21 protein-coding genes are annotated in these 23097 nt (G+C 49.8%); 5 read left to right on the forward strand and 16 right to left on the reverse strand.

Annotated features, from left to right (window positions below; translation table 11 throughout):
- Positions 1–26: 26 nt before the first annotated feature.
- Entirely contained in the window at positions 27–1421 is a 1395-nt protein-coding gene (locus ACG1BZ_RS16315; protein ID WP_413662747.1) for a Do family serine endopeptidase, read from the reverse strand.
- Between the two features lie 171 nt (positions 1422–1592).
- Here ACG1BZ_RS16315 and mpaA point away from each other — a divergent pair, with 171 nt between their 5' ends.
- Positions 1593–2297 (forward strand): murein tripeptide amidase MpaA, encoded by a 705-nt coding sequence (gene mpaA, locus ACG1BZ_RS16320; protein WP_413662748.1) that lies wholly within the window; start codon positions 1593–1595, stop codon positions 2295–2297.
- Here the strand turns inward: mpaA and ycjG are convergent.
- The 5 genes from ycjG to rpoE all read right to left on the reverse strand — a co-directional run bounded on the left by ycjG (position 2285) and on the right by rpoE (position 6440).
- On the reverse strand, positions 2285–3232 hold the full coding sequence (ycjG, locus tag ACG1BZ_RS16325; protein ID WP_413662749.1) for an L-Ala-D/L-Glu epimerase: 948 nt from the start codon (positions 3230–3232) through the stop codon (positions 2285–2287). The two genes, mpaA and ycjG, sit on opposite strands and share 13 nt — an antisense overlap.
- A gap of 83 nt (positions 3233–3315) precedes the next feature.
- Positions 3316–3765 carry a SoxR reducing system RseC family protein gene (locus ACG1BZ_RS16330; protein ID WP_413662750.1) on the reverse strand — a complete coding sequence of 150 codons (450 nt, stop codon included), beginning with the start codon at positions 3763–3765 and terminating at the stop codon, positions 3316–3318.
- A gap of 12 nt (positions 3766–3777) precedes the next feature.
- Entirely contained in the window at positions 3778–5001 is a 1224-nt protein-coding gene (locus tag ACG1BZ_RS16335) for a MucB/RseB C-terminal domain-containing protein (RefSeq protein WP_413662751.1), read from the reverse strand.
- A gap of 1 nt (position 5002) precedes the next feature.
- Complete coding sequence (locus ACG1BZ_RS16340; RefSeq protein ID WP_413662752.1) at positions 5003–5707, reverse strand: sigma-E factor negative regulatory protein; 705 nt, start codon at positions 5705–5707, stop codon at positions 5003–5005.
- Between the two features lie 118 nt (positions 5708–5825).
- Complete coding sequence (rpoE, locus tag ACG1BZ_RS16345) at positions 5826–6440, reverse strand: RNA polymerase sigma factor RpoE (RefSeq protein ID WP_282931954.1); 615 nt, start codon at positions 6438–6440, stop codon at positions 5826–5828.
- A 178-nt stretch (positions 6441–6618) separates the two neighbouring features.
- Between rpoE and nadB the strand changes: the two genes are divergently transcribed.
- Entirely contained in the window at positions 6619–8226 is a 1608-nt protein-coding gene (gene nadB, locus ACG1BZ_RS16350; RefSeq protein ID WP_413662753.1) for an L-aspartate oxidase, read from the forward strand.
- Positions 8227–8272: 46 nt separating this feature from the next.
- Here nadB and ACG1BZ_RS16355 read toward each other — a convergent pair whose 3' ends face one another.
- Both ACG1BZ_RS16355 and ACG1BZ_RS16360 read right to left on the reverse strand, forming a co-directional pair.
- The gene (locus ACG1BZ_RS16355; RefSeq protein ID WP_413662754.1) at positions 8273–8725 is read right to left on the reverse strand and encodes a protein YgfX; all 453 of its coding nucleotides are present in this window, start codon (positions 8723–8725) and stop codon (positions 8273–8275) included.
- Positions 8700–8945, reverse strand: a complete 246-nt coding sequence (locus tag ACG1BZ_RS16360; protein ID WP_282931952.1) for a succinate dehydrogenase assembly factor 2 — start codon at positions 8943–8945, stop codon at positions 8700–8702. Before ACG1BZ_RS16360 ends, ACG1BZ_RS16355 begins: the two co-directional genes overlap by 26 nt.
- A 112-nt stretch (positions 8946–9057) precedes the next feature.
- On the opposite strand from ACG1BZ_RS16360, the gene ACG1BZ_RS16365 reads away from it, so the two are divergent.
- From ACG1BZ_RS16365 to ACG1BZ_RS16375, 3 genes are all read left to right on the forward strand, one after another.
- Entirely contained in the window at positions 9058–10098 is a 1041-nt protein-coding gene (locus tag ACG1BZ_RS16365; protein WP_413662755.1) for a YgfZ/GcvT domain-containing protein, read from the forward strand.
- A gap of 195 nt (positions 10099–10293) precedes the next feature.
- On the forward strand, positions 10294–10845 hold the full coding sequence (locus ACG1BZ_RS16370) for a hypothetical protein (protein WP_413662756.1): 552 nt from the start codon (positions 10294–10296) through the stop codon (positions 10843–10845).
- A 186-nt stretch (positions 10846–11031) separates the two neighbouring features.
- Complete coding sequence (locus tag ACG1BZ_RS16375; protein WP_413662757.1) at positions 11032–11583, forward strand: hypothetical protein; 552 nt, start codon at positions 11032–11034, stop codon at positions 11581–11583.
- Positions 11584–11636: 53 nt separating this feature from the next.
- Here ACG1BZ_RS16375 and ACG1BZ_RS16380 read toward each other — a convergent pair whose 3' ends face one another.
- From ACG1BZ_RS16380 to ACG1BZ_RS16415, 8 genes are all read right to left on the reverse strand, one after another.
- Entirely contained in the window at positions 11637–11876 is a 240-nt protein-coding gene (locus tag ACG1BZ_RS16380; RefSeq protein WP_413662758.1) for a DUF1059 domain-containing protein, read from the reverse strand.
- Positions 11877–12221: 345 nt separating this feature from the next.
- Positions 12222–14834: a hypothetical protein gene (locus ACG1BZ_RS16385; RefSeq protein WP_413662759.1), complete on the reverse strand. Its 2613-nt coding sequence runs from the start codon at positions 14832–14834 to the stop codon at positions 12222–12224.
- 852 nt (positions 14835–15686) lie between these two features.
- On the reverse strand, positions 15687–16046 hold the full coding sequence (locus ACG1BZ_RS16390; RefSeq protein WP_413662760.1) for a hypothetical protein: 360 nt from the start codon (positions 16044–16046) through the stop codon (positions 15687–15689).
- A 162-nt stretch (positions 16047–16208) separates the two neighbouring features.
- Entirely contained in the window at positions 16209–17615 is a 1407-nt protein-coding gene (locus ACG1BZ_RS16395; protein WP_413662761.1) for an HlyD family type I secretion periplasmic adaptor subunit, read from the reverse strand.
- On the reverse strand, positions 17612–19747 hold the full coding sequence (locus tag ACG1BZ_RS16400) for a type I secretion system permease/ATPase (RefSeq protein ID WP_413662762.1): 2136 nt from the start codon (positions 19745–19747) through the stop codon (positions 17612–17614). The genes ACG1BZ_RS16395 and ACG1BZ_RS16400 overlap by 4 nt, the downstream gene beginning before the upstream one ends.
- 1043 nt (positions 19748–20790) lie before the next feature.
- A complete protein-coding gene (ung, locus tag ACG1BZ_RS16405) occupies positions 20791–21513 on the reverse strand; it encodes a uracil-DNA glycosylase (RefSeq protein ID WP_413662763.1) in 723 nt (240 codons plus the stop codon).
- A gap of 2 nt (positions 21514–21515) precedes the next feature.
- Positions 21516–22106 carry a uracil-DNA glycosylase family protein gene (locus tag ACG1BZ_RS16410; RefSeq protein WP_413662764.1) on the reverse strand — a complete coding sequence of 197 codons (591 nt, stop codon included), beginning with the start codon at positions 22104–22106 and terminating at the stop codon, positions 21516–21518.
- 13 nt (positions 22107–22119) lie between these two features.
- On the reverse strand, positions 22120–23055 hold the full coding sequence (locus ACG1BZ_RS16415; protein WP_413662765.1) for a hypothetical protein: 936 nt from the start codon (positions 23053–23055) through the stop codon (positions 22120–22122).
- Positions 23056–23097 lie beyond the last annotated feature (42 nt).

Raw genomic sequence — 23097 nt, forward strand, 5'->3', positions numbered from 1 at the left:
ATGGGCCACCAATCGCTGGAAAGCGGCTAGCTTTCGATCTTAATTGTACGGAAAGTGGACTGCCCGGCCCGGAAGAAGCGAATCGGCAATAGCTCATCCTCCGGCAGATCCTTGACGACAGTTTTGTAGTCACTAATGTCGCCAACTTCTTCAAAACCAAGTTGCGCGATGATATCGCCACTGCGCAAACCTGCTTTGGCACCGGGCTTGCCTGGAATCACTTGTTTCACCAGCACCCCAGTTTCCACATTCCAGCGCTGCTTCAGGATATCGGGAATTTCCTCAACCACGACACCCAGGCGCCCACCCACTCCAGAGCTGGGATTGGCTGCCACTTGCCTCGCTTCATCTTCAGAACCCGGCAGGGTGCCGACAGTAACACTCAGACGCTCGGGTTTACGATTGCGGATCAACTCCACCTGGGCCTGTGTACCCGGTCGAATCTGCCCTACAACGTGCGGCAGGTCGCCAAAAACCCCTATCTTCTGACCATGGAATCGCAAAATGATATCACCGGGCATAATTCCCGCTTGAGCTGCGGGCGACCCAGGACTCACCTGATCGATCAGGGCGCCGGCGGGCTTACCAAGGCCCATGGCTTCCGCCATATTGCGGTCGACATTACTGATTCCTACTCCGAGCCATCCTCGATCCACCCGCCCTTTTTCCTTTAACTGGGCAACCACATCCTGGGCAAGGCTTGCGGGAATAGCGAAAGAGAGTCCGATAGAACCGCCACTGCGGGTATAGATCTGAGAGTTGATACCCACTACTTCGCCATCCAGGTTAAACAGCGGGCCTCCGGAATTTCCGGGGTTAATTGCGACATCTGTCTGGATAAAAGGAACGTAATTCTCGCGGCTCTCATTGGGGATACTGCGCCCCATCGCACTGACGATCCCGGCGCTTGCGGAGTAGTCCAAGCCGAAGGGAGAGCCAATAGCGACAACCCATTCTCCCACCTGCAGTTCTTCGGAATCCCCCCAGCGTACTGACGACAGGTCTTCCGCGTCGATCTTTAACAGGGCCAGGTCGGAGCGCACATCCTTGCCAATAACCTGCGCCTCGTACTCGCGACGATCAGTCAATGTAACGGTTACCTGGTCTGCACCATCGACCACGTGATTATTGGTTACGATATAACCGTCTTCAGAGATGATAAAGCCGGACCCCATACTCGCTACCGGGCGCTGCTGGCGCTGGCGCGGCTCGAAAAGGTGGCGGAAGATATCGGGAATTTCCTGTTGAAGCTGCGGCTGACTACTGCGACTAGTGCGGTTGCGATCAACCGTGTTGATTTTGACGACTGCCGGAGAGTTATCTTCGATTAACTCCGTAAGTTCGGGTAGTCCACGGGCACTGGCAGCCCCGGAAACCAACAGACAAAGAACCAGTAGATATTGTGTACAACGTTTAACCATAGGTTTGTTACCCCTAGTGATCCCTTCTAATATGAAACCATTGGATTTTCGAGTCCTTTCAAGGGCGAGCCTTGGCTTGTCCAGCCCCTTAGGGACTCTCAGTAACGACTTAGTGGCGATCTAGTCACCAAAGTTCTACAACAGACTGTAAAACTGTGTAAAGAGTTAACGATGTCCGAAATGCGCCCGCGCCCAGAACGCGGTCAGTTTCACCTGCCCACCGAGCTCTACGGCCAAAGTGTTTTGGGCGCCCCCCTACTCTATTTTCCCGCGCAAACCGGCACCCACCACGGCCTCATAATGGCCGGCACCCACGGAGATGAAGTCGCCGCAGTCGTCGCTCTATCCTGCGCGTTGCGGGCCCTCGCCACCAATTCATTGAGACATCACGTAATCCTCGCTGTCAATCCGGATGGCTGCCAGCTGGGCACCAGGGCCAACGCACGCGGCGTGGATCTCAACCGCAACTTTGCCACTGCAAATTGGGATGGCAGTGGCAATGTCTACCGGTGGAACAGTGCTGCGGAAAAACGCGATGTTCGGTTAAGTACAGGTGATAGCGCCGCCTCTGAACCCGAGACCTCTGCACTTTGCCAGCTGTTTGCAAAGCTGGGACCGACCTGGACCGTTTCCATTCACGAGCCCCTTGCCTGTGTCGAGGACCCCAGCAACAGCCCTCTGGGCATGCAGCTTGCCAGTGATTTCAAGCTGCCTCTGGTTGGAGATGTGGGTTACCAGACCCCAGGATCATTCGGCACCTGGTGCGCAGAACAAACACTGCCCTGCATTACCCTTGAATTCCCCCCAATATCAGCTGATGCGGCAAGTGAAGACTATCTGCAAGCGCTAATCGATCTGCTGACTTACGACCAATAAACTCTACCCGCCTTGAAAAGCAGAGGGGGCTCCACATCGCTGGCCAGCCAGGTGGGCCCATCCAGGTCCAGAAAGCTCGCTCGACTTCCCAAGGGCCAGGCTGCTCGGATAGCCCGAGAGGTACAAAGCATACATCCCAACATAATTTCCAGGCCGAGATCAGTCGCTTCATCTGCCAGTGCCAGGGCCTCGGTAATCCCGCCAGTTTTGTCCAACTTGATATTGACCATCTCATAGCGTTTGAGCAACTTCGGCAGATCTTCCCGAGTATGGCAACTCTCGTCCGCACAAATCGTCAGCGGGTGCTCAAAGCTCTCCAAAAATTCATCTTCACTCGCAGGAAGTGGCTGCTCAAGCATCGCCACCCCCAGCTCACTTAAATCATGACATCTCTGTAACAAGGTCTCTTTTCGCCATGCCTCATTGGCATCAATCACCAACCTGGCATCCGGTGCTGCAGAGCGTACTGCCGACACCCTTTCTTGCACATGTTGGTCATCAAGTTTCAACTTGAGAACATCAGCTCCCGCCGTCACAGCAATTTTCGCAGCACTTGCCATTGCCTCGGGACTATCAACAACTAATGTCTGTACGGTAGGGAGAAAATCCGGAGCCGGATGTAGACGCCTCGCTTTTTTAGCCTCCCAATCTGCCAGCGCACAATCCAATGCATTTCGCGCCGCTCCGGCAGGCATACGCAGCTGTAATTGCTCTCGGGTCAACCCATCACTCACCTCTTTGAGCATTGGCTGCAGCTGGTGCAAAACAGAGGCAGCACTTTCTCCATAGCGAGCATAAGGCGTGCACTCACCGACGCCAGAGACTTCACCATCACTAAGCTCCACCACCACAACTTGAGCCTCAGTGCGCGCGCCACGAGAGATGACAAATGCAGTACGTAGAGGCCAGCGCTCATCAAAACAGCGAGCCCTCATTGGCAGAGCCTCCAGGCAATAAAAGGAACTCTCAGTTTAGGCCAGGGAGACGAGGGCTAGCTGGCGAAGGCGGAGGCGACGGACTATTTCTTTTGGGAGGGCTCAATCTGCAGAAGTACAGGGGTGTAGGTGGGGTTTTGCGACTGGGACCTACTGTACCAGCGAACTCCCAAAGCACCGAAGACCAGACCGATCAAGGCCCCAATTACAGCACCGGCTTCAGCGAAGAGCGAATCCCCAATCAGTGCAACTAGCACCAGGGACATCAAGGGGACGAGGTAAACCAGCAAGGCACTACTGGTCAGGGCATTCTCGGTAATACCAATTACCGCCACATCATTGAGGTGGATTTTATCTGCGGAAAAACCGTTGAGAGCTACTTTAACGCGGGTCGAAGAAGAAAACAGATCGCCCAGCAATCCGGTCCCACAGCTGGACTTGGTAGAACAGCCATTACAGGCGCTACTCTGGGTGGTCTCCACCCAGATAGCATCGGACTCTATGGCCACCACCCGACCACGCTCTTGAAGCACCTATATGCTCACTTAGCTCTTTGCGGTAATTGAGCTGGCAACACGGCGCGCTGTAGTTTCGGGGATTTCACCCACCACTGTTACAGTGTAAGCAACACCTTCAATTTCCAAGCGGTCCATATAGGCTGTTGTGGCTCCGCGGATTGCGCGGCCTTTAAAACCCTCAAGTTCTGGACCGAGGCGCTGGACAAATACAGAGAACACTCCCAGCCCGTCGCTAAACACCATCATATCGCCATCAGATAAGGGCTTGACGGACACTACCCTGAAACCGTCGGGCAACCAGCCCACCTGCCAGCGGCTCTGTGAAGCCGTACACTCATTCCGATTGTCGATGCGCCGGGCATTATTCGAGACCGCCTGTAGTGCGGCATCCTCTACAGGGGAGAGATCCAGTTGTACAAACTGGTAACGCTCCAGTACGCGGCCCTGAGTGCTAACCAGCATGGTCTTCAACGGCAGCCCAGTCTGTTTATCGAGACTCACTACCAAGCCCAGGCGATAGCGATCCCTCGGTCGCGCCTCAATCACAACAGCATCGCGATCCGCGATTCGCTCCTCACCCCGCAAGATAAATTGGTAGGCGCGCTGAGCCTGTTGTTGGCCCGCCGAGCTCCATGCTGTAGCACGATTTCTTGGCGAAGCACTGACATCGCAATTTCCGGCACTGCCGTGGCTGATCAACTCTCTAGGCTCACCACTGAGGTAGCGCACGCGCTCTACCTGCTCACCTTCTCGAACCGCGTGAACAACCTGCAAAGTCTCCAGGAGGCCCGCATGCTCAAAGGTCACCAGACCACTGTATTCAAGCTCAGTTACTGCCTTTGCCAACTTGGCTAGCCAATGCTCAACCTCGTTATTACTCACCACACCCGGGCTTACCATGCCGCTCTGCGCTGCAGGGTTGAGGTTAACTACGCCAGATGTCACCGCCTCTTGCGCCGGCACGCCGCCAACAGCACTTTCTGGAGTTGCAGTTGCTGGAACGGCCGGTACCGCAGCGGGACCTTCCACCTCTCCCGAGCCCCCGTCCGTCATAGCAACTTCCACAACAGCCGGGGCTGCTGCGGGAGCAGTACTCATATCGAGATTGATAGTGGTGGGGGCACTGGGTTCGACCCCAGTGTCAACCTGGGCAAATGACATGGGTGCCAATAACGAGGAGGCCAACAGTAGACCGTTGGCCTTGAGAATCCCACTGAGGATTCGGCGCCCCCTGGTTTCGACTTTCGTCACACTACATTCCAACTTGTTCGCCGTAAGTGGCGCGAGCAAAAGGCACCATGCCCTGACTGCCCACATGAGCGGCTTGTTCTGAGTGCTGAATCATTACGCGATTCAGGTGGCGCATCAACTCGGGGGTTGGTGCCTGCTGTATTACAGCCTGCCCCACAACACCTGTGCGCTGCTCGGGTACAAAGCGGGGAGCCGCAGTGCTCACAGAGCGCGTAGAGGGAGCGGGCACATAAAAACCGGAAGGCTGCGGAGCAGACTGAACCACTGGTTGGGCTTCACGCTCAACCGATGCTACTGGCTGGCTCCCCCCCTGGATGGTGTTCTGCGGAGAATCTGTCATTTGCTGCACACCCAAAATGGCAGCAAAAGCCACCGTCGCAGCAACAGCACCACGGGACAGCGGACGCCACCAGCGATTGTTGACCAAATTTCCAGTAACCGCAGATCCCCCATTGCCGTTTTGCGACAGAGGCTCTTCCTCATCGATGGCGGCAGAAATACTCGCTGCAAGGCCGATGTCGACCGGCGCGACCTGTTCGCGGCGCATAACACTCGCCGCAAGTTGGTAACGCGACCAGCGCTCACCGAACTCTTCAGAGGCCGCGCTGGCCTTCAGAAGCCGTTGCAGCTCCAGTTCGCTGACTTCGCCATCCATGAGCGCCGAGAGCGACTCGTTAAGACGTTCCTGATGATTCCCGTGGGACATAGGGGTTAACCCTCTTGTGCAATCATTTATTCGGTGCCCACAAGCACCATATTTGGTTACATGTTATGACCGGAGTCTGAGCGGTTGGTTTCCCCGACTGGGAAAATTTTCCGCAATTTTAACCCCTGTCACCCAGTGTTTCCGGCTCGCCGGCCATCACGGCCTGGACTGTCCGGTCTATCGCCTCCCGTGCGCGAAATATTCTAGAGCGCACAGTTCCCACCGGGCATCCCATAACCTCGGCGATTTCCTCGTAGCTCAGTCCCTCAAGCTCTCTCAGCGTTACCGCTGAGCGCAGATCCTCTGGCAGTGCGCGAATAGCGCGATGCACCGCCGCTTCCAGCTGGTCGCGAAACATCTGACTTTCAGGTGTCTCGTTGTCACGCAGCAGGTCAGCACCCGAGTAAAACTCAGCATCTTCCAGCTCAACATCGGAAGATGGCGGCCGACGACTGCGGGAAACCAGGTGATTCTTGGCGGTATTGATCGCAATCCGATACATCCAGGTGTAAAAAGCACTCTCGCCGCGAAAATTGGCAAGAGCACGATAAGCCTTAATAAAAGCTTCTTGGGTTACATCCTGTACTTCACTGTGGTCCTTAATGAACCGACTCACTACAGCAACAATTTTGTGCTGGTACTTGAGTACAAGAAGGTCAAAAGCGCGTTTGTCCCCTTTTTGTACCCGTTCTACCAGCTCACGGTCACTCGTTGACGCCTGATGCGCTGTCATCCCCAACTCCCATATCCAGCCACACTGCGGGCGCCACAAAATTTGACTGCGGGGCCACCGGCGCAGGCGTTTCTTTTACTGTGTTGATGACAATGACAATAGGACATAAGTTCCACGTCAAATCGACGAATAATCAGGAGGCGCTATACTACGCGACCCTTAAACATAATTGAAATCTATGAATGCCCAGGCAAACTACGACGTTCTCGTAATTGGAAGCGGTGCAGCAGGCCTTACACTGGCCCTGCATCTCGCCTCCCAGTATCGCGTGGCCCTGCTCTCCAAACAGAGATTGCAAGATGGCTCCACCTGGTTCGCCCAGGGAGGCATCGCTGCAGTGCTGGATGAGATGGATTCGGTTGAGTCGCATATTGCAGACACATTAGACGCGGGTGCAGGACTCTGCCACCCCGCTTCAGTGCGCTTTACCGTAGAGGAGAGCACTGCTGCGATCAGCTGGTTAATCGATCAAGGGGTGGACTTCACCCGCGAGGAGCAGGGCTACCACCTCACTAAAGAGGGGGGGCACAGTCACAGGCGCATTATTCATAGCGCCGATGCCACCGGCCAAGCGGTACACAGCACCCTGATCACCAAGGTGCTAAACAGCCCCAATATCGACTGTTTCGAACACCATGTTGCCATCGATCTAATCCGCCAGCCAGATCCAGATAAAGGCCGATTTCGCTGTGCCGGCGCCTATGTACTCAACAAGAGCAACGATGAGGTCGAGCTGATCCAGGCTAAAGCCGTCGTCCTGGCCACCGGAGGGGCCAGCAAGGCCTACCTTTATACCAGTAACCCGGACGGTGCCAGCGGCGATGGAATCGCAATGGCTTGGCGCGCCGGGTGCCGCGTGGCCAATATGGAGTTCAATCAATTTCACCCCACTTGCCTTTACCATCCCAAGGCCAAAGCCCTGCTGGTAACAGAGGCTTTACGCGGTGAAGGCGCTGTACTCAAGCTTCCCGACGGCAGCCGGTTTATGGACCGCTTCGACAAGCGAGGAGAGTTGGCGCCACGGGATATCGTCGCCCGCGCTATCGACCACGAAATGAAGCGGCTGGGGGCAGATTGCCTCTATCTGGACATTTCCCACAAAGATCCTCAGTTTGTCCGCGATCACTTCCCAACGGTTTATAACAATTGCCTTCGATATGGCATTGATATCACCCGAGAGCCTATTCCAGTGGTGCCTGCAGCTCACTATACCTGTGGCGGCATTATGGTCGATCGCCATGGGCGTACAGATCTGGACCAGCTCTACGCCATTGGCGAAACGACATTTACCGGCTTACACGGCGCCAACCGCCTTGCCAGTAACTCGCTGTTAGAGTGTCTGGTTTACGCTCGCTCAGCAGCCCTGCATATCGATGAGCACCTGGGTATGGTACAGGCGCCCCGCCCATCTCCTGACTGGGATGCATCGCGAGTCACCGATTCCGATGAAGATGTAGTGATTTCCCATAACTGGGATGAGCTGCGCCGGTTTATGTGGGACTACGTAGGCATTGTGCGCACCCGCAAGCGACTCTTGCGCGCACAACACCGAGTAACGTTGCTGCAGAAAGAAATTCGCGAGTTCTACGCCAATTACCGCATCAGCAGCGACCTGGTTGAACTGCGCAATCTCTCCCTGGTATCGGAATTGATTATTCGTTCGGCCCTGGATCGCCGCGAGAGCCGGGGGCTGCACTACTCCCTCGACTACCCCCAACTGCGTGAACTTGCTATGGACACGATTTTGGTGCCAGAGAACTTTGCCGGCCAACGCCAATTTATTTAACCGACCAATTTTTAGCCAACTGGGCCCGCCACGGCAACCCAGCTAACTAGCGGGAATAGCGCAGTGCCACTTGTAGCCTGCGCCAATCCTGCGGCGCCAGCATATCCTTGGCCAACACCAAACGGAGCCGGCGCCCAGCCCTGTCCCGACCATTTATCACCACCAACCAAGACCACAACACCAGCTCATTTACAAACTGGAATTCGCGACGATCTGCGCCATCAGGGTGCCAAAACCACCTTCGCTCACGGGTCGATAAATGGCCGCTCACAGTTTTCACCCGGCGCCACTCTATCCCGGCGTAAACCATAACAAAAAGGCTCGCCAGCCCTGATAACACTAAAGGCAGGTTACACAACCAGACCAGTAAGATCGCCAGGAAGGTGATCAGCAAAAGGAGCAAATGCAAAAGAAAGGAAGGCGCAACGACGCAACTTAAGCGGGCGCTGCGCTCATAAAGCGGGGGTGTCGAGCTATTCCTGGAGTCCGGTGTTGTCACGGATGATTTGCACTATACGCTTCAAGTCCGGGTCAGCCGGGTCTTCTCGACGCAAGAACCAGGCGAACAGATCCTGATCCTGCTCATCAAGCAGGCGGATATAGCGCTGCTGATCCTCTGGCTCCAGGGTCTCGTAAACATTATCCAGAAACGGCAGCAAAACCAGATCCAATTCCAACATGCCACGGCGACTGGCCCAAAACAGGCGGTTGCGATCCATACTTCTTTCCAACCAGATAAAAAGCGCAGTATACCCCCTGCCCCACCAAACTTGAAAAGGGCGCGAAGGACCCCCAAATTATGCCCCGAATACAAATGCAGGTGGCAGGATTATGGATCAGCAACAGTGGCAGGATTTTCTCAGCAACGAGGGCGCCATTTGGGAGGGCGGCAAAGCTCATTTCCCTCTCACCAGTCGCGAGGACCCTCAGAGTTTGCACCTGCTGGACCTGGGCCCAATCGGAGCTATTTCCATTACCGGACCCGACAGCCAGAAGTTCTTACAGGGGCAGCTCACCTGTGACTTGATCAACCTTCCCGATGAACACAGCGCCCTGGGAGCTCACTGCAACCCCAAGGGGCGTATGATCAGTGCTTTTAGTGCACTGAAACTTTCGCAAAGTGAATTCATCTTCCGGTTGCCAAAGGATTTGGCCCCCATCGCCCAGCAAGCGCTGGCCAAGTACGCCGTCTTTTTCAAGACAGAGCTGCACGACATCAGTGATGAAACCCACTGGTTAGGCCTGCAGGGGCGCGATGTGGCAGAACGCACCTCCAAACTGCTGGGCTTCGAGCAACCCTCTGTCGGCGAGGTGAAGCTATTTGACTTCGAAGGGGAGCGCTGCGTTGCCCAATGTATTACCGACCTGCAACTAGCCATCCTGGTACCCACCAGCAAGGTCCAGCAACTGTGGCAAAAGCTATCACCAGAGTGTGAAGCTACCGGCTATGACTGCTGGCAAATGCGTCAAATTGAAGCCGGTATCCCCCAGGTGGACGCCGCCACGACAGAGATGTTTATCCCGCAGATGACCAACCTGCACCTGCTCGGTGGCGTGAGTTTTAAAAAAGGCTGCTATACCGGCCAGGAAGTAATTGCCCGTATGCAATTCCGCGGCGCCGCCAAACGTCGCCTTTACCGGGCCAGCTGCGCTTCAGGGGATCTCCCTGAATCGGGCATGGAGATCTTTGGAGATGGAAAGCAAAGTATTGGCAATCTGGTGGAAGCCTGCCATAGCAAAGAAGGCATTCAGCTACTCGCCGTACTCACCATCGCCAAAGTGGCCGCAGGTGAAACCTTACACTTGAAAGATGGCCGCACTTTGGATATCGAGGAACTTCCCTACGATGCAGACGCCGATCCGCTAGCCTAAACCGGAAAAGTACTTTTAATCAAAAAGGCGGCTTTTTAGTCGCCTTTTTTGTTTATGATTTAACAACCAGAAAAAACCTCTGGAAAGTAAAAAGGTTTGCACCACTCAAAACGCAGCTTACTACCGCTACTATATTTATGGATATTTCCCTGGGCTTCAAAATTTCAGCTAAATAAAGCAGTGAGGGAGGCAATATTGAAGGAGTTAGACCAACTAATTGTCGTTCTTGAATGCTGTATTATTCTGGCAGGCTTTGCTGCAATAGTTGGCACGCTCCAACCCAGAAAAGGCAGAAATCTTGGCAAAGGAAGAATTGTATCCCTCGCGATGATTATTTATATCAGTTTGATCAACGCATTACTGGCTGCCTTCACCCTGACTCTATCCAATTTTGATCTCGCTGATCGCACCCTGTGGTCAGTAAGCAGTTTTGCCATGAGTGTGGCTACGTCGTTTTCTATCGGCTATCTATGGATAAAGAAACGACTCAAATCTGTTTCAATTGTTGCCAAGGTTACCTATTTCCTTCTTTTCGGCATTGCCGGCTCAGTAGTTATTATCAATATCATGAATGCGCTAGGGATCGTTTTCAACAGGGAGTATGGGCCGTATTTTTTATCCTTTGTTTGCAACCTATTTGTCGTCGGTTATGCATTTTCAAGACTGCTTATGCGCCCATTATGGGTAGCTATTAAAGAAAATGAACTAGGCCGAACCGACAAGGAGAAAACGGCGGCGTCCGGCTAATTTTCAGCTAAAAGTGTGGCGCCAACCATTGGACACCGACACCTAACAACAATTATTAACCATATAGCAAGCGGGTTAAAATAAAGCTAATTGTGAGACGGGAAACAACTTACCAGCTCTCCATTTCACTCATATACTGTTATCAACTTTCCTATTTAACCTTTCTGCTTGGGACAATAGCGGAAGATGGAAAAACTGTCGGTACAAATCGATCAATTGCTTGTCATTATTGAAATATCCATAGTGCTGGCAGGATTTGCGGCAATGGTTGCCACATTTCAATCAAGGAGAATAGAGAGTATCTCTAGGGGTCATGTGGTGTCCCTGGCCATGATTGTCTATATCAGCCTATTCAGCGCACTGCTCGCCGCCTTTTCTTTGGCACTTTTGAACTTCCGTATCGATGCTGGCTATGTTTGGTCTACAAGCAGCTCCTTGATGGGAATAGCCACCACAGGCTTTATTGTCTATCTGTGGAAAAAAAGACACTTTAAATTTGTGTCTATTGTAATGAAAGTTACCTACTATGGGCTTTTCAGTATCGCTTCATCGGTAGTTATCGTCAGCACCCTCAACGCTACTGGCATATTTTTCGAAAGAGAGTTTGGCCCTTATTTTTTAGCCTATATCTGTAACTTGTTTTTTGTCGGCTTTGCGTTTGCCCGGTTGTTAATGCGACCTCTTTGGAAGGCCGTTGAAACCAAAAAGAGGCACCCTGTGAAGGGTCGCCAATCTTAAATAGATAGGATTATTAGGCCAAATCAATCTCCACCCATAAAATACTAATTTTTCTATTTACAATCCGGGAGAGCTGAAAATTCCGCCTTCTTTGACTCATACCACTTCTGCATTGATTCTGGATCTTTCATCAAATCCTGCATTTTTTTCATAGCTTGCAAGTGCTGTACATCATTTTTTCGATACATCTCGATTCCGTGCATCTTGCTAAGCTCCGCCACCTCTTCAAAGTTATCCCCACGAAACTGCACATCGCAGGCGCCTCCTAACTCCTTGCAGGTCATCATTTTCATAGCAATTCCACCTTAGATTTCACAAGTGATACTTTATCTGACAGATAAATAACTTCAAAAGAGCTCCAAATAGATAATAGCTCTGATGGCGTTTCAAACCTCTAAAGCCCCCGCCACAAAACAATGCCTAAGCAGATAACTAACACATACAGCCACTGACAATTGACAGACAAATAGTTGTTATACGCCTTTAGGTGATGGACATTTAAGGAGCATCATTGAAAGCAATCACCAGGCACCAAACAGCTAGGGGAAAGGATTATTATATATCTATCACAGCCATCAAACTCCACCAACCCGAGATAGAAGTAGAAAAGGCGACCGCAAGGGCCGCCAATTTTAGAGTCAAGCTGCCTGGAAGCTACTGGCAATAACCATTTCTACGTCCTCCCGAGGACCGCTAGCAAACTGAGATTCACCCATAGGTTCACCCCCGAAAGCAGCCATCGCACTGACCAAACTATCCGCCATATCCACTTGAAGCGCTGAGTTAGTAGTCAGAACAGAGCTTTCACTAACTCCAACCTCAAACCCATCATATTCAACTATCTCTTCCTGACCTGGCTCAGCCAAAGCACTAGCAATAAAGTTACTGCTAGCAGTAGTGTCCGAAGTTGGAAGTGCCTCAAGAAGCCCGGGGATGTTTGCGGCCGGTATTGCATAGCCACCATCATTGGGCTGAACAAAACTGATTGCGTTATCTCCACCCAAGAAGTGCCCTTGAACCCGCAGCTGCTGATTTAGATCCGCATCGACAAGAATAACGAGATCATCACCATCCTGATGGAAGCTGAGCTGGTCTCTGCCAATTCCGTCAGTGAGCAGAATCCAATCCGTTCCGCCGCCCGTATTATCGATGGTATCGATACCGCCATTTGAACCATAATAATAATGATCATCGCCAAGGCCTCCGACCAGCAAATCATTACCATCCTCACCGGATAGAATATCATCGCCGTCTCCACCGTAAAGCGCATCATTGCCGGAATTACTGTTGGTGCCGTTACCCCCGACTAGGAAATCATTGTCAGCGCCACCGAGCAGTTCATCATCGCCAGACATACCGAACAGAGTATCATCCCCCTCAAGGCCTTTTATTTGGTCGTTGCCAGAGGTCCCTGCCAACTGCTCACCGCTACTTGTGCCCTCAACAACACTGTCGAAATCCTCTTCAGGCTCTTCACCGTTATCTGTACCTGGGAGGGATTCGAGCAAACCAGAAATTGTCGCTGCTGCAATAGCGAAATCGCCATCATCCGGCTGCACATAGCTAATTGCTTTGTCACCACCTTCAAAATGTCCGAGAACCCGAATCTGCTGTTCCAAATCAGAGTCGACCAGAATAATTAAGTCATTGCCATCTTGATGGAAGCTGAGCTGCTCCCTAGCAATACCATCAGTAAGGAGAATCCAGTCGGTACCGCCGCCGGTATTATCAATCGTATCCACCCCACCATTAGCACCGTAGTAGTATTGATCGTTACCCAGGCCACCAATCAGCAAGTCATCGCCATCCTCACCAGACAAGATGTCATCGCCATCCTCACCATGCAGGGTGTCGTTGCCGGATCCGCTATTTCCGCCATTTCCGCCGCTCAGATAATCATTATCTGCGCCGCCCAGTAGCTCATCATCACCGGACATACCAAATAACACATCATCGCCGGCAAGGCCTTGCAGCTGATCATTACCAGATGTCCCTACCAGTTGCTCACCTGCATCTGTACCTTCTACTACCGTGTCAAAGTCATCTTCCGGGCCTTCCTCGCCACCATTATCGGAACCGGGCAGTGACTCCAGTAAAGCAGGGATCTCGGTCGCCGCAATCGCATAACCACCATCGTTCGGCTGAACGTAACTAATGGCTTGGTCTCCCCCCTGAAAATGATTCAGCACACGAATTTGTTGGTTCAAATCAGAGTCAACCAGGATAACTAAATCATCACCATCCTGATGGAAGCTGAGCTGATCTCTGGAAATACCATCATTGAGTATGATCCAGTCAGTACCACCACCCGTGTTGTCGATAGCGTCCACACCATCATTAGCGCCGTAGTAGTAATGATCGTCTCCAACACCACCGACAAGCAGGTCATTACCATCCTCACCGGATAGAATGTCATTGCCCTCTTCGCCGTAAAGGGTATCATCGCCAGAGTTACTATTCATACCATTTCCCCCTATAAGGAAATCGTTACCTTCTCCGCCGAGTAACTCATCGTCGCCGGCCATACCAAATAAAGTATCATTGCCCTCAAGACCACTGACTTGATCATTACCTGATGTACCCGCCAGCTGCTCATCATTTGACGTACCTTCGATAACCGCATCAAAGTCACTACTACCCGCAGCAACAATCTGGTTAATTTCACTCTCAGTGAATGCGAACTCCTGATTTAATGGGTCATCTCCATTGGGCTGGATATAATCAATCGCATAATCACCGCCCAAGAAGTGGTTCACTACACGGACAGACTGCTCTGCATCCTCGTCAACCAAAATCACTAGGTCATCACCGTCGCGCTGGAAACTTAAGTGATCTCGCCCAACCCCACCATTAAAGAAGAGCCATTCTTCACCGCCGCCGGTATTATCGATTACATCCTGGCCATCGCCGGGGTAATAGATATAGCGATCATCCCCTTCACCGCCAATGAGGGTATCCGCTCCCTCTTGACCTATCAGGGTATCATTGCCCCCATATCCCATTAAAACATCATCTCCTTGCCCACCACCAAGGGTGTCATCAGCCTCAGATCCAGAAATAGTTTCTTCCGCCCCCACTTCACTTAAGGCAAACTGACTGGATTGGTTATTAGCATCATTAAACACAGAACTTCCACCATTACCAATAAGGGCATTCAAATTACCCCCAACCTGATCGGACACAGAATCTATTTCTAATGTAGCGCTAACTTTTAAAGCAAGCTCTGATTTTTCAAAAGAACTTTCGATCATTTTTTATCATTCCTTAATAATTTAAATCGTTTATAGAAAGCTACTCTCCTTACCCACGCTATCAAAACAAAAGTAAGCGAGAGGCTTTCCAAAAGGCATAAGAAAGGCCTGCCCAACGTTCAGAAGCGACACGTAGACACCAAGCATATCTTTATCACCCTTTTGAATTACCTTGTATTCAGGCTAATTGACCTTTAGACCTCCACCATAAAACACTCCTCTTTTTCAATTAAAAACCGATCTTTATTAGCGATATATTGCTCACATAAAAGATTCACAACCCTAAAAACAAAAATATGAAACCCAGAACCAATGAAGACATTAGCCAAACACACGCCACCCAAAAGGAAATGATGAATTAAAATATTTACCGAACTTAAACATTGAAATTCAAGATCACAACACAAAAAGATAAACGATAAGAAACCGTATAGCTTGTTTATCCATGCAACAGAATTCAATCAAACTGAAAGGCCAATTTGAAATATGAATCAGCCCCCTTTTAACCCCAAACAAATCATAAGTCGCTTATCAATATTTTCTATGCCTTAGCCCAAGAGGAAAGTCAACTGGACAACAGCTTCCACCAGCTGTAAAAATAATTACAGATATAAATGACCAACATAGCTTGTCGATATTTATATTCCCTCAAACTTCCACCTAAAACTACTTGGCAGCTTTTATATATTTAACCGTTGCCAATGATGGCAACCCTCACCAGAATGAACTCACCACCCCACAACCAAACAAAATGATAAAATTAAATTGGCAACAGCAATAAATATATACTTAAGACAGAGAAAACACTCTTTTGCTCATAGACCTTCTGGAGCGACTCTTACAATACTTTAACTAATCCTTCACATTAACTACAGTTTGCATGAATTTAGCAGAAGCTTCAGCTCCACCCTCACACGAAGTAGAATTTACATGACCAACCTCTGGAAAAGTCTGACCAATTCTTGCATATAAACTAAACTCTCCAAGAATTTTTCTATCGGATACCCTTACAATTTTTAGGTTATGATGCATAAGCCTTGGAGCTCCACCCTTTATCTCATTGTGACTTGTATCAACATAGAAAAAATCATCATCCTTAACATGCTCCACATATGTAATCTTAATTGAGTCGCCATATCTTAATTTAGATGCAGGAATATCAATTCGGGATATATTCACAACCTCACAAACCTTATCGGTTTTTTTATGCACGGAAGACGAACCTGAAAACCCCAAAAACATTTATTCAATTCAGACCCAAGCACCCCCCAGAAAAATAAATTCGACAGGAGTGAAAATAAAAACCAACACCAAGGAGGATACGATGCTTAACCCTCATAAACTATCACCCTTAAAACAAAAGCAAATATGCAATCACCTCTCAACAAAACTACTATCAAAAGACTCCCGAACAGGCTTAGTAAAGTATTCATAAATATTTCTTCTGCCCGTTTTCACCTCAGCCACAACATGCATACCCGCACGCAAGAAGAGGGATGCATCATTAGACTGTTTTAATTCTTGAGCATCCAATTCGATATCACAAAGATAACGATATCCCCGCTCTTCATCCATTACTGCGTCCTTTGAGATATTGGCAACGACTCCAGATACAGTGCCATACTTGGTAAAATTATATGTAGATACTTTCACCGTTACCGGATGCCCCTCTTCGACAAAACCAATATCTTTATTCAATATCCATGCCTGAACCTGTAAGTTACTGCCCCTAGGTACTATCTGCATCAGGGCTTGCGCAGATTCTAGAACCGCATCCTTCGTATGAATAGTAAGTTCTTGTACAGTTCCAGCTATGGGCGCTCGAATTACTTGCTGATCCCTGCGCAACCTGGCTTTTTCCAGCTCCTTGGTTTGTGCCGCGATATTGCGCTCTAACTCCTCTTGCTGCGAGTAACTCTGGTAAAGAGCGTTACTAAGTAAAGCGGAAGCTTGCAAATTAAGTTCTTCTAGCTGGGATTGATATTGTCCTATTCTTTCCCTTTCAAGCGCCAACTCTTCTTCTGCATCAATACGCTGCTGCTCCAATTCCAGGTATCGATCACGAGCCACCATTTGTCGGTCAAGTAACTGGCGTAGGGAGTCAGTGCGCTCAGTTAGAATAGGCAGTTTCTTTTCAGCCTTTCTGACCAAGGTACGCGACATCCTGAGCTCTTGTTGCTTTGATGTGATCTGCTGGTCAATTAACCTAACCTCAGCAAGGTGATCAGAGAGGTATCCCCTCAATAGAGTTCGCTGAAAATGAAACTGCTCCTCTACCCCCGTCGCTGCTAACTGCGCCTTTAGCAAAATTAAGGCTTCATCTATTGTGCTCGCTCGCCCGTCCCGCAACGCGGGTAAAAGTGCACTGAACACCCGCTCCCTTTCCAGGCGAGCGCGGGAGACAGTTAATTCATTCTCCAATCTATCCTGATCCGCAGCTGCATTAGTAGCATCCAATGTGATTAACGGATCTCCAGCATCTACTTGACTCCCCTCTTCCACATGAATCTCGCGGACTACCGATAGCTCTTTTGCTTGAATCGTTTTCACCTTTCCATCGGGAATCAAATTGCCCTCAGCCACGGCGACGATATCAATCTTGCCAAAAATAGCCCAAAGAATGGCTATCGTAAAAAACAGGCAAATGGTGTTAATAAGCCACAATCCCAATGGATTTGGTGGCGATCGCTCCACCTCCAGTGCAGCGGGCACAAACTCCAGCACCGAGTCACGCCGGTTTATCCAGCGATTAAAATTCAACGGGGATAGAAAACGCTTCATACCACCTCCCGCAAATTAGACTGCATGGCATTAAGGCGGGCGAAATGCCCTTTTTTCTGTATTAACTGCTTGGGGCTGCCCTGCTCTACAACCCTTCCCTTCTCCATAACAACAATACGATTTGCATCCCTTACTGCGGATAGGCGATGGGCAATAATCAGCACTGTGCGACCCCGGCAAATCTGGCGCATATTCGCCTGCACTATAGCCTCTGATTCATAGTCCAAAGCGCTGGTCGCCTCATCAAAGATCAGTATCCTCGGGTCCGCCATCAGCGCCCGCGCTATGGCAATTCGCTGCTTTTGACCACCGGACAGGGAGCTGCCCTGCTCTCCTACCACCGTATCGAATCCCTCCGGCAGCTCAAGAATAAAATCGTAAGCACCAGCCTGCTTTGCGACAGCCACCACTTTTTCCATAGGGGCACCGGGGTCTGCCAGCGCAATATTATCCCGAACCGTTCGATTGAGCAGGAAGCTCTCCTGCAATACCACCCCCACTTTTTGCCTCAACCATGCCGGGTCCACCAACGCCAGATCAACACCATCCACAAGAACGCGACCCCCTTCAGGCACATAAAGACGCTGAACTAACTTGGTTAAAGTACTTTTCCCTGAACCGGACTTACCGACAATACCTACAACCTCCCCGGGTCTTATGGATAACTGGATACCATCAATAACCAGCGGGCGTTCAGGGCCATAGCGGAATTTCACATGCTCAAAGCGTATCTCACCTCGAATTGTCGGTAGAGTAGTTCGGTTGGGATCATGCCCTGCCTCTGTTGGAGAATTGAGAATATCCCCCAGTCGCTTAATAGAGATGCCCGCTTGCTGGAAGTCCTGCCACAGCTGTACTAATTTCAAAATTGGCTGACTAACCCGACCTGCAATCATATTGAAAGCGATTAACATACCTACACTCAGATCACCAGAGATCACCAAGTGAGCACCCACCCACAAAACTCCCACCGTAACTAATTTATTAATCAAACTGGCACATTGACTAGCGACATTACCTAGATTCAAAGCCCTAAATGAAGCATTGACATAGCCGGCCAACTGCTCCTCCCAACGCCGCTGCATTTGCGGCTCAACCGCCATACTTTTTAAGGTTTCAACCCCATTACAAGCTTCAACAAGAAAAGATTGATTCTCTGCGCCCAACTTAAATTTTTCTTGTAATCGACTCCTCAAAATTGGAGTGATGACGATTGACAACAATACATATAGCGGCAGAGAGCCCAGCACGATCCACGTTAGTGTTGGGCTGTAGAGAAACATTACGGCAAAAAAGACCAATGTAAAAAACAGATCGACACAAAGTGTCAATGCTGATCCAGTGATAAACTGGCGAATGGAATCCAACTCTCTCACTCGGGCTACCGTATCCCCTACTCGACGGCTCTGAAAGTAAGCAATTGGTAGACGCAGTAGGTGACTAAAAAGGCGAGCCCCTAACACCACATCTATCCGATTAGAAGTATGACTAAATAGATAGGTTCTCAACCCATTTAAAATCACGTCGAACACGCAGACCATTAGGAAACCAAACGCTAGCACATCGAGAGTGGTTAATCCTTGGTGAACAAGCACCTTATCTACAATAACCTGAAAAAATAACGGGGTAATCAGCGCAAACAACTGAATAAAAAAGGAAGCAAGCAATACCTGCCCTAGCAATCTCTTATACTTAAGAATTGAAGGTATAAACCACGAAATATCAAACCTTCGCTCTACAGACGACAAAATTCCTTTCTTACGAAACAAAAAAACCGATAATAACCCAGACTCTCCAATCGGTAGCTCTTCAACCGGCAGCACAACTGGACTTTTTTGCCCAGCCTTTTGTAACAGTACCTTACCATCCCGAATGCCCGCCAGAATCGTGCAGGCTCCAGTAGAATCGAGCAATATTGCGGGCAACGGCAGACTTTCTAGCTTTGCACGTGAGCACCGCTGTTTTTTTGCTTTAAGTCCGAGAAAGGCAGCGGCCCTTAAAACTTCGTGAGCGGCCAGATTCTCCAGCGGAAACTCTCGATAAAGTTTTTCAGGGTTAGCCGCGAGCTGATGAAATCTTGCAATAACAGAAAGACTAGAGAGACAACTTTCCCTGTCGATTACAATTTCCATATTTACTCTCCAATACAACGTTCCTGTTTACCCATCCTGAAAATGGGAAGAGCGAGAGTAGGAGAAAATGTGGGCCCAGTAAACAGAAAGAAAACTGAAATTGATAGCAAAGCGTACCAACTGGTTAAATATACAGTATTTTTGTGACAAAGACCTCAATACAAGCTACCGCAAAAACAAACTGAAATTTAGTTTACTATCCAACAAGCACTCACAAAGACCTCTACGATGCAGCTTATTGCAGAACAAAAGTCAACCAAAAAACTAAAAACACAAAATTCAGTAGAAAAAACGGAATGCATATTTAATCGCCAAAAAATCCTCGCCCAATATGGGATGACACTCCCCCAAGGTAGAGAAATAATTTTAAATACGCGGAGATAATAAACTCTCTTTCTGCAATAATTTATGCACCCATATATCGCCTCAACTATCGCATTTACTTAGCGCCAAAAGCTGTATATAAATACAGCAGGTTAATTGTGGAAGGTGTTCGTGATAACGTATGATAAAATACAGCCCAAAAAGAGGCTCGCTTGCCATCACTTAAAGAGTATGTAAGTTAAGACCTGCACTTCAATACACTCAAATAAGACAGGTCAGACACTGTTCATTTATCAAACAACACCACGCCTTAGCAATTGATTCCTTGCGGGCTGTTCATTTGCCAGGTAATAAAGATTTCTTGTATGAAGTTGTTGGACTCGCTGGGCATCTTCAGTAACGGAGACTGGCGTATGGAGTCGATGGGGGTGGGCAGGACCACTAATATGAGCTATTGATCTTCATTAAATTAGATAGCATTCATCTCTGTGGAGAGTATATTGAGGGTAGATCTGGACAAGGAACCGAAAGTCAAACACCCTTGCTGGCGGTAGTTAAAACCATTAAAGAACGACTCCCAAGCTCTCGACTACCCAAGATAGTATGGACTGTATCTTTGACCTAAAATAAAAAAACCTCCACGACGACCGCACAGCGATCTTTAGCGCTGGCTGTGGCGATGCAGAGGCCTCCTGGACAAAAGGTATGTACCGAAAATTCTAAAGTTCTACCGCAATCCGCTTCAATTGACCCGCCTCTGGCAAAGCCCACTCAATAGGCTTTTCTCCACGCTGTTGCAACCAGTGATTTGCCTGGGAAAAAGGACGGGTTCCAAAGAAACCCCGGTGCGCAGATAGAGGAGAGGGATGTGGAGCACGCAACACTAAATGCTTATTGCGGTCGATAAAGCCTCCCTTCTTTTGGGCATAGCTCCCCCAAAGAACAAAGACTAACCCTTCACGCTGTTCCGCTAGCTTGTGAATCGCCGCATCCGTAAATTGCTCCCAACCCTGCCCTTGGTGGGCGCCGGCCTTGCTGTCCTCAACAGTAAGGGTGGCATTTAGCAAAAGCACGCCCTGCTCTGCCCATGGTTGCAGGCAACCGTGGTGTGCCGGAGGAATACCCATATCGGAGTGCAACTCTTTAAAAATATTTTGCAGCGATGGGGGAATGCGTACTCCGGGCATCACAGAAAAGCACAGGCCATGGGCTTGGCCAACGCCATGGTATGGGTCCTGACCCAGGATAACGACTTTTACCTGATCAAAAGGTGTGGAGTTAAAGGCATTAAAGATCTGGCCACCGGCTGGGTAGATCTTCTTGCCGGCAGCCTTCTCCCCCTTTAAAAACTGACGCAATTGGGCCATATAGGGTTGGTCAAACTCCCCGCCCAAAACATCGTACCAAGAGGGGTGGATCTTTATTTTGTCCGGAACCGGCATTCTTAAACCTTCAATATCTTTTTAACATAGTGTTGTAAGTCGGGCACAACTTCCTCCTCAAACCAGGGCCTGCGACGCAACCACAGGGTATTGCGCGGACTGGGATGCGGCAAGGGAAAGTATCCCGCTGGCAGAGCATCGCGGTAATGGCGAACATTCTCGGTAATACTGCCATACCAGTGCGGGAGGTAATGGCGCTGGGCGTATTGTCCCACCAACAGCGACAGTTGCAAGTTGGGTAGTTGTGCCATTAGGCGCTGGTGCCAGGTGGCGGCACACTCTGGTCGCGGCGGCAGGTCACCGCCCTTGCCGCGCCCAGGGTAACAGAAGCCCATGGGAATAATGGCAATCTGGGATTCGTCGTAAAAGGTGTCCCGCTCAATCGCCAGCCAATCTCGCAGGCGATCTCCTGAGGGGTCATTCCAGGGGATACTGGTCGAGTGGACCTTGGTGCCCGGGGCTTGGCCGACGATCAGTAAGCGTGCAGATACTGCGGCCCTCAAAACTGGGTTCGGCCCCAGAGGAAGCTGTTCTTCACAGAGGCGACAAGCCCGTATTTCCTCTAGCAGTGCCGGTAACTTCTCAACTACCACCTATTTTACGCCCCTATTGTTTACCGTCGGGGAAAGCCAAATGTAACAACCGCGCGCGGCGATCCTGGGGATCACGGGCACGACTGATATTATTGTTATTGAAAACCACAAATACCCCCTGGTTATTTACAGCAACCCCAGACCCCATTCCCCCCAACCGAGACACTTCATAGGCGTGCTCCGGGGATTCTTCAATCTCACGGTAAACCAAGCACCATTCAGCTTGCAAGCTCGGCAGAGTTCTTCTGCATACCGCATATGCGTTGCTTTCAAGAGTAAAAAGAGCGCCGTCATGATAATCAAGTCCTCTCAGGTTCTCCGGGTGGTCTCCAAAATCCAGCCCCACTACAGAAGGCAAAGAGAAAACTTGAAACTCTCCTTTATTTCCCACCTTTAACAATCCCCTGGGTTCCCGCTCTAAAGCTACCCACAAGTCATCGCCAACCTCAACTATTCCCTCCCCGCCATTGTTGAATCCCAGCGAATAACCCAGGTGTTCTATTGCTGATGACCACTTGTTATTAATCCAGCGTGAACTCCCATCTGTGTCCACTTCTGCTATTCGATTGTGACGTTCACTCAATAAAAATGTACCGTCGTCTCTACAACATATTCCACCAAAACGCATTGCGGATTTAGGCCGCAATAAATCCATAACAAAGTGAGAAACATTATCAGCTACTCCCCTTTTGGGCGGAGGCAGGCCGCTAACTTTCAGGTATTTTTCTAATGTCGCACTCTGACCGTGCAAATTGATTCTATATATTTTTTCCGATTCTTTAGGAGATATCGTTATTAATTGGCCACAAAAACTCAAACCAGATAGACCTACACCCGAGCTATTATCTATCCAGTAATCAGCAATATCTTTGGCCAAAAAAATCTCAGCAGCCATTCCCACGGATGCTAAAAATATGAAATTAATTGCGAGGAAAACTGTCTTGATCATTATATTCCCCATTAAACACAACCCAACTATTCGAACCCCAAT

The organism is Microbulbifer sp. CNSA002 (genome assembly GCF_047324085.1).
In the GTDB taxonomy this organism is placed as follows: domain Bacteria; phylum Pseudomonadota; class Gammaproteobacteria; order Pseudomonadales; family Cellvibrionaceae; genus Microbulbifer.

What these genes read in the sequence shown, in the direction of transcription:
- rpoE (WP_282931954.1), bottom strand. Translation starts at nt 6,440, where the DNA reads ATGACAGCGCATCAGGCGTCAACGAGTGACCGTGAGCTGGTAGAACGG.
- ACG1BZ_RS16400 (WP_413662762.1), bottom strand. Translation starts at nt 19,747, where the DNA reads ATGGAAATTGTAATCGACAGGGAAAGTTGTCTCTCTAGTCTTTCTGTT.
- ACG1BZ_RS16395 (WP_413662761.1), bottom strand. Translation starts at nt 17,615, where the DNA reads ATGAAGCGTTTTCTATCCCCGTTGAATTTTAATCGCTGGATAAACCGG.
- ACG1BZ_RS16375 (WP_413662757.1), top strand. Translation starts at nt 11,032, where the DNA reads ATGGAAAAACTGTCGGTACAAATCGATCAATTGCTTGTCATTATTGAA.
- ACG1BZ_RS16415 (WP_413662765.1), bottom strand. Translation starts at nt 23,055, where the DNA reads ATGATCAAGACAGTTTTCCTCGCAATTAATTTCATATTTTTAGCATCC.
- nadB (WP_413662753.1), top strand. Translation starts at nt 6,619, where the DNA reads ATGAATGCCCAGGCAAACTACGACGTTCTCGTAATTGGAAGCGGTGCA.
- ACG1BZ_RS16315 (WP_413662747.1), bottom strand. Translation starts at nt 1,421, where the DNA reads ATGGTTAAACGTTGTACACAATATCTACTGGTTCTTTGTCTGTTGGTT.
- ung (WP_413662763.1), bottom strand. Translation starts at nt 21,513, where the DNA reads ATGCCGGTTCCGGACAAAATAAAGATCCACCCCTCTTGGTACGATGTT.
- ACG1BZ_RS16340 (WP_413662752.1), bottom strand. Translation starts at nt 5,707, where the DNA reads ATGTCCCACGGGAATCATCAGGAACGTCTTAACGAGTCGCTCTCGGCG.
- ACG1BZ_RS16385 (WP_413662759.1), bottom strand. Translation starts at nt 14,834, where the DNA reads ATGATCGAAAGTTCTTTTGAAAAATCAGAGCTTGCTTTAAAAGTTAGC.
- mpaA (WP_413662748.1), top strand. Translation starts at nt 1,593, where the DNA reads ATGTCCGAAATGCGCCCGCGCCCAGAACGCGGTCAGTTTCACCTGCCC.
- ycjG (WP_413662749.1), bottom strand. Translation starts at nt 3,232, where the DNA reads ATGAGGGCTCGCTGTTTTGATGAGCGCTGGCCTCTACGTACTGCATTT.
- ACG1BZ_RS16360 (WP_282931952.1), bottom strand. Translation starts at nt 8,945, where the DNA reads ATGGATCGCAACCGCCTGTTTTGGGCCAGTCGCCGTGGCATGTTGGAA.
- ACG1BZ_RS16380 (WP_413662758.1), bottom strand. Translation starts at nt 11,876, where the DNA reads ATGAAAATGATGACCTGCAAGGAGTTAGGAGGCGCCTGCGATGTGCAG.
- ACG1BZ_RS16365 (WP_413662755.1), top strand. Translation starts at nt 9,058, where the DNA reads ATGGATCAGCAACAGTGGCAGGATTTTCTCAGCAACGAGGGCGCCATT.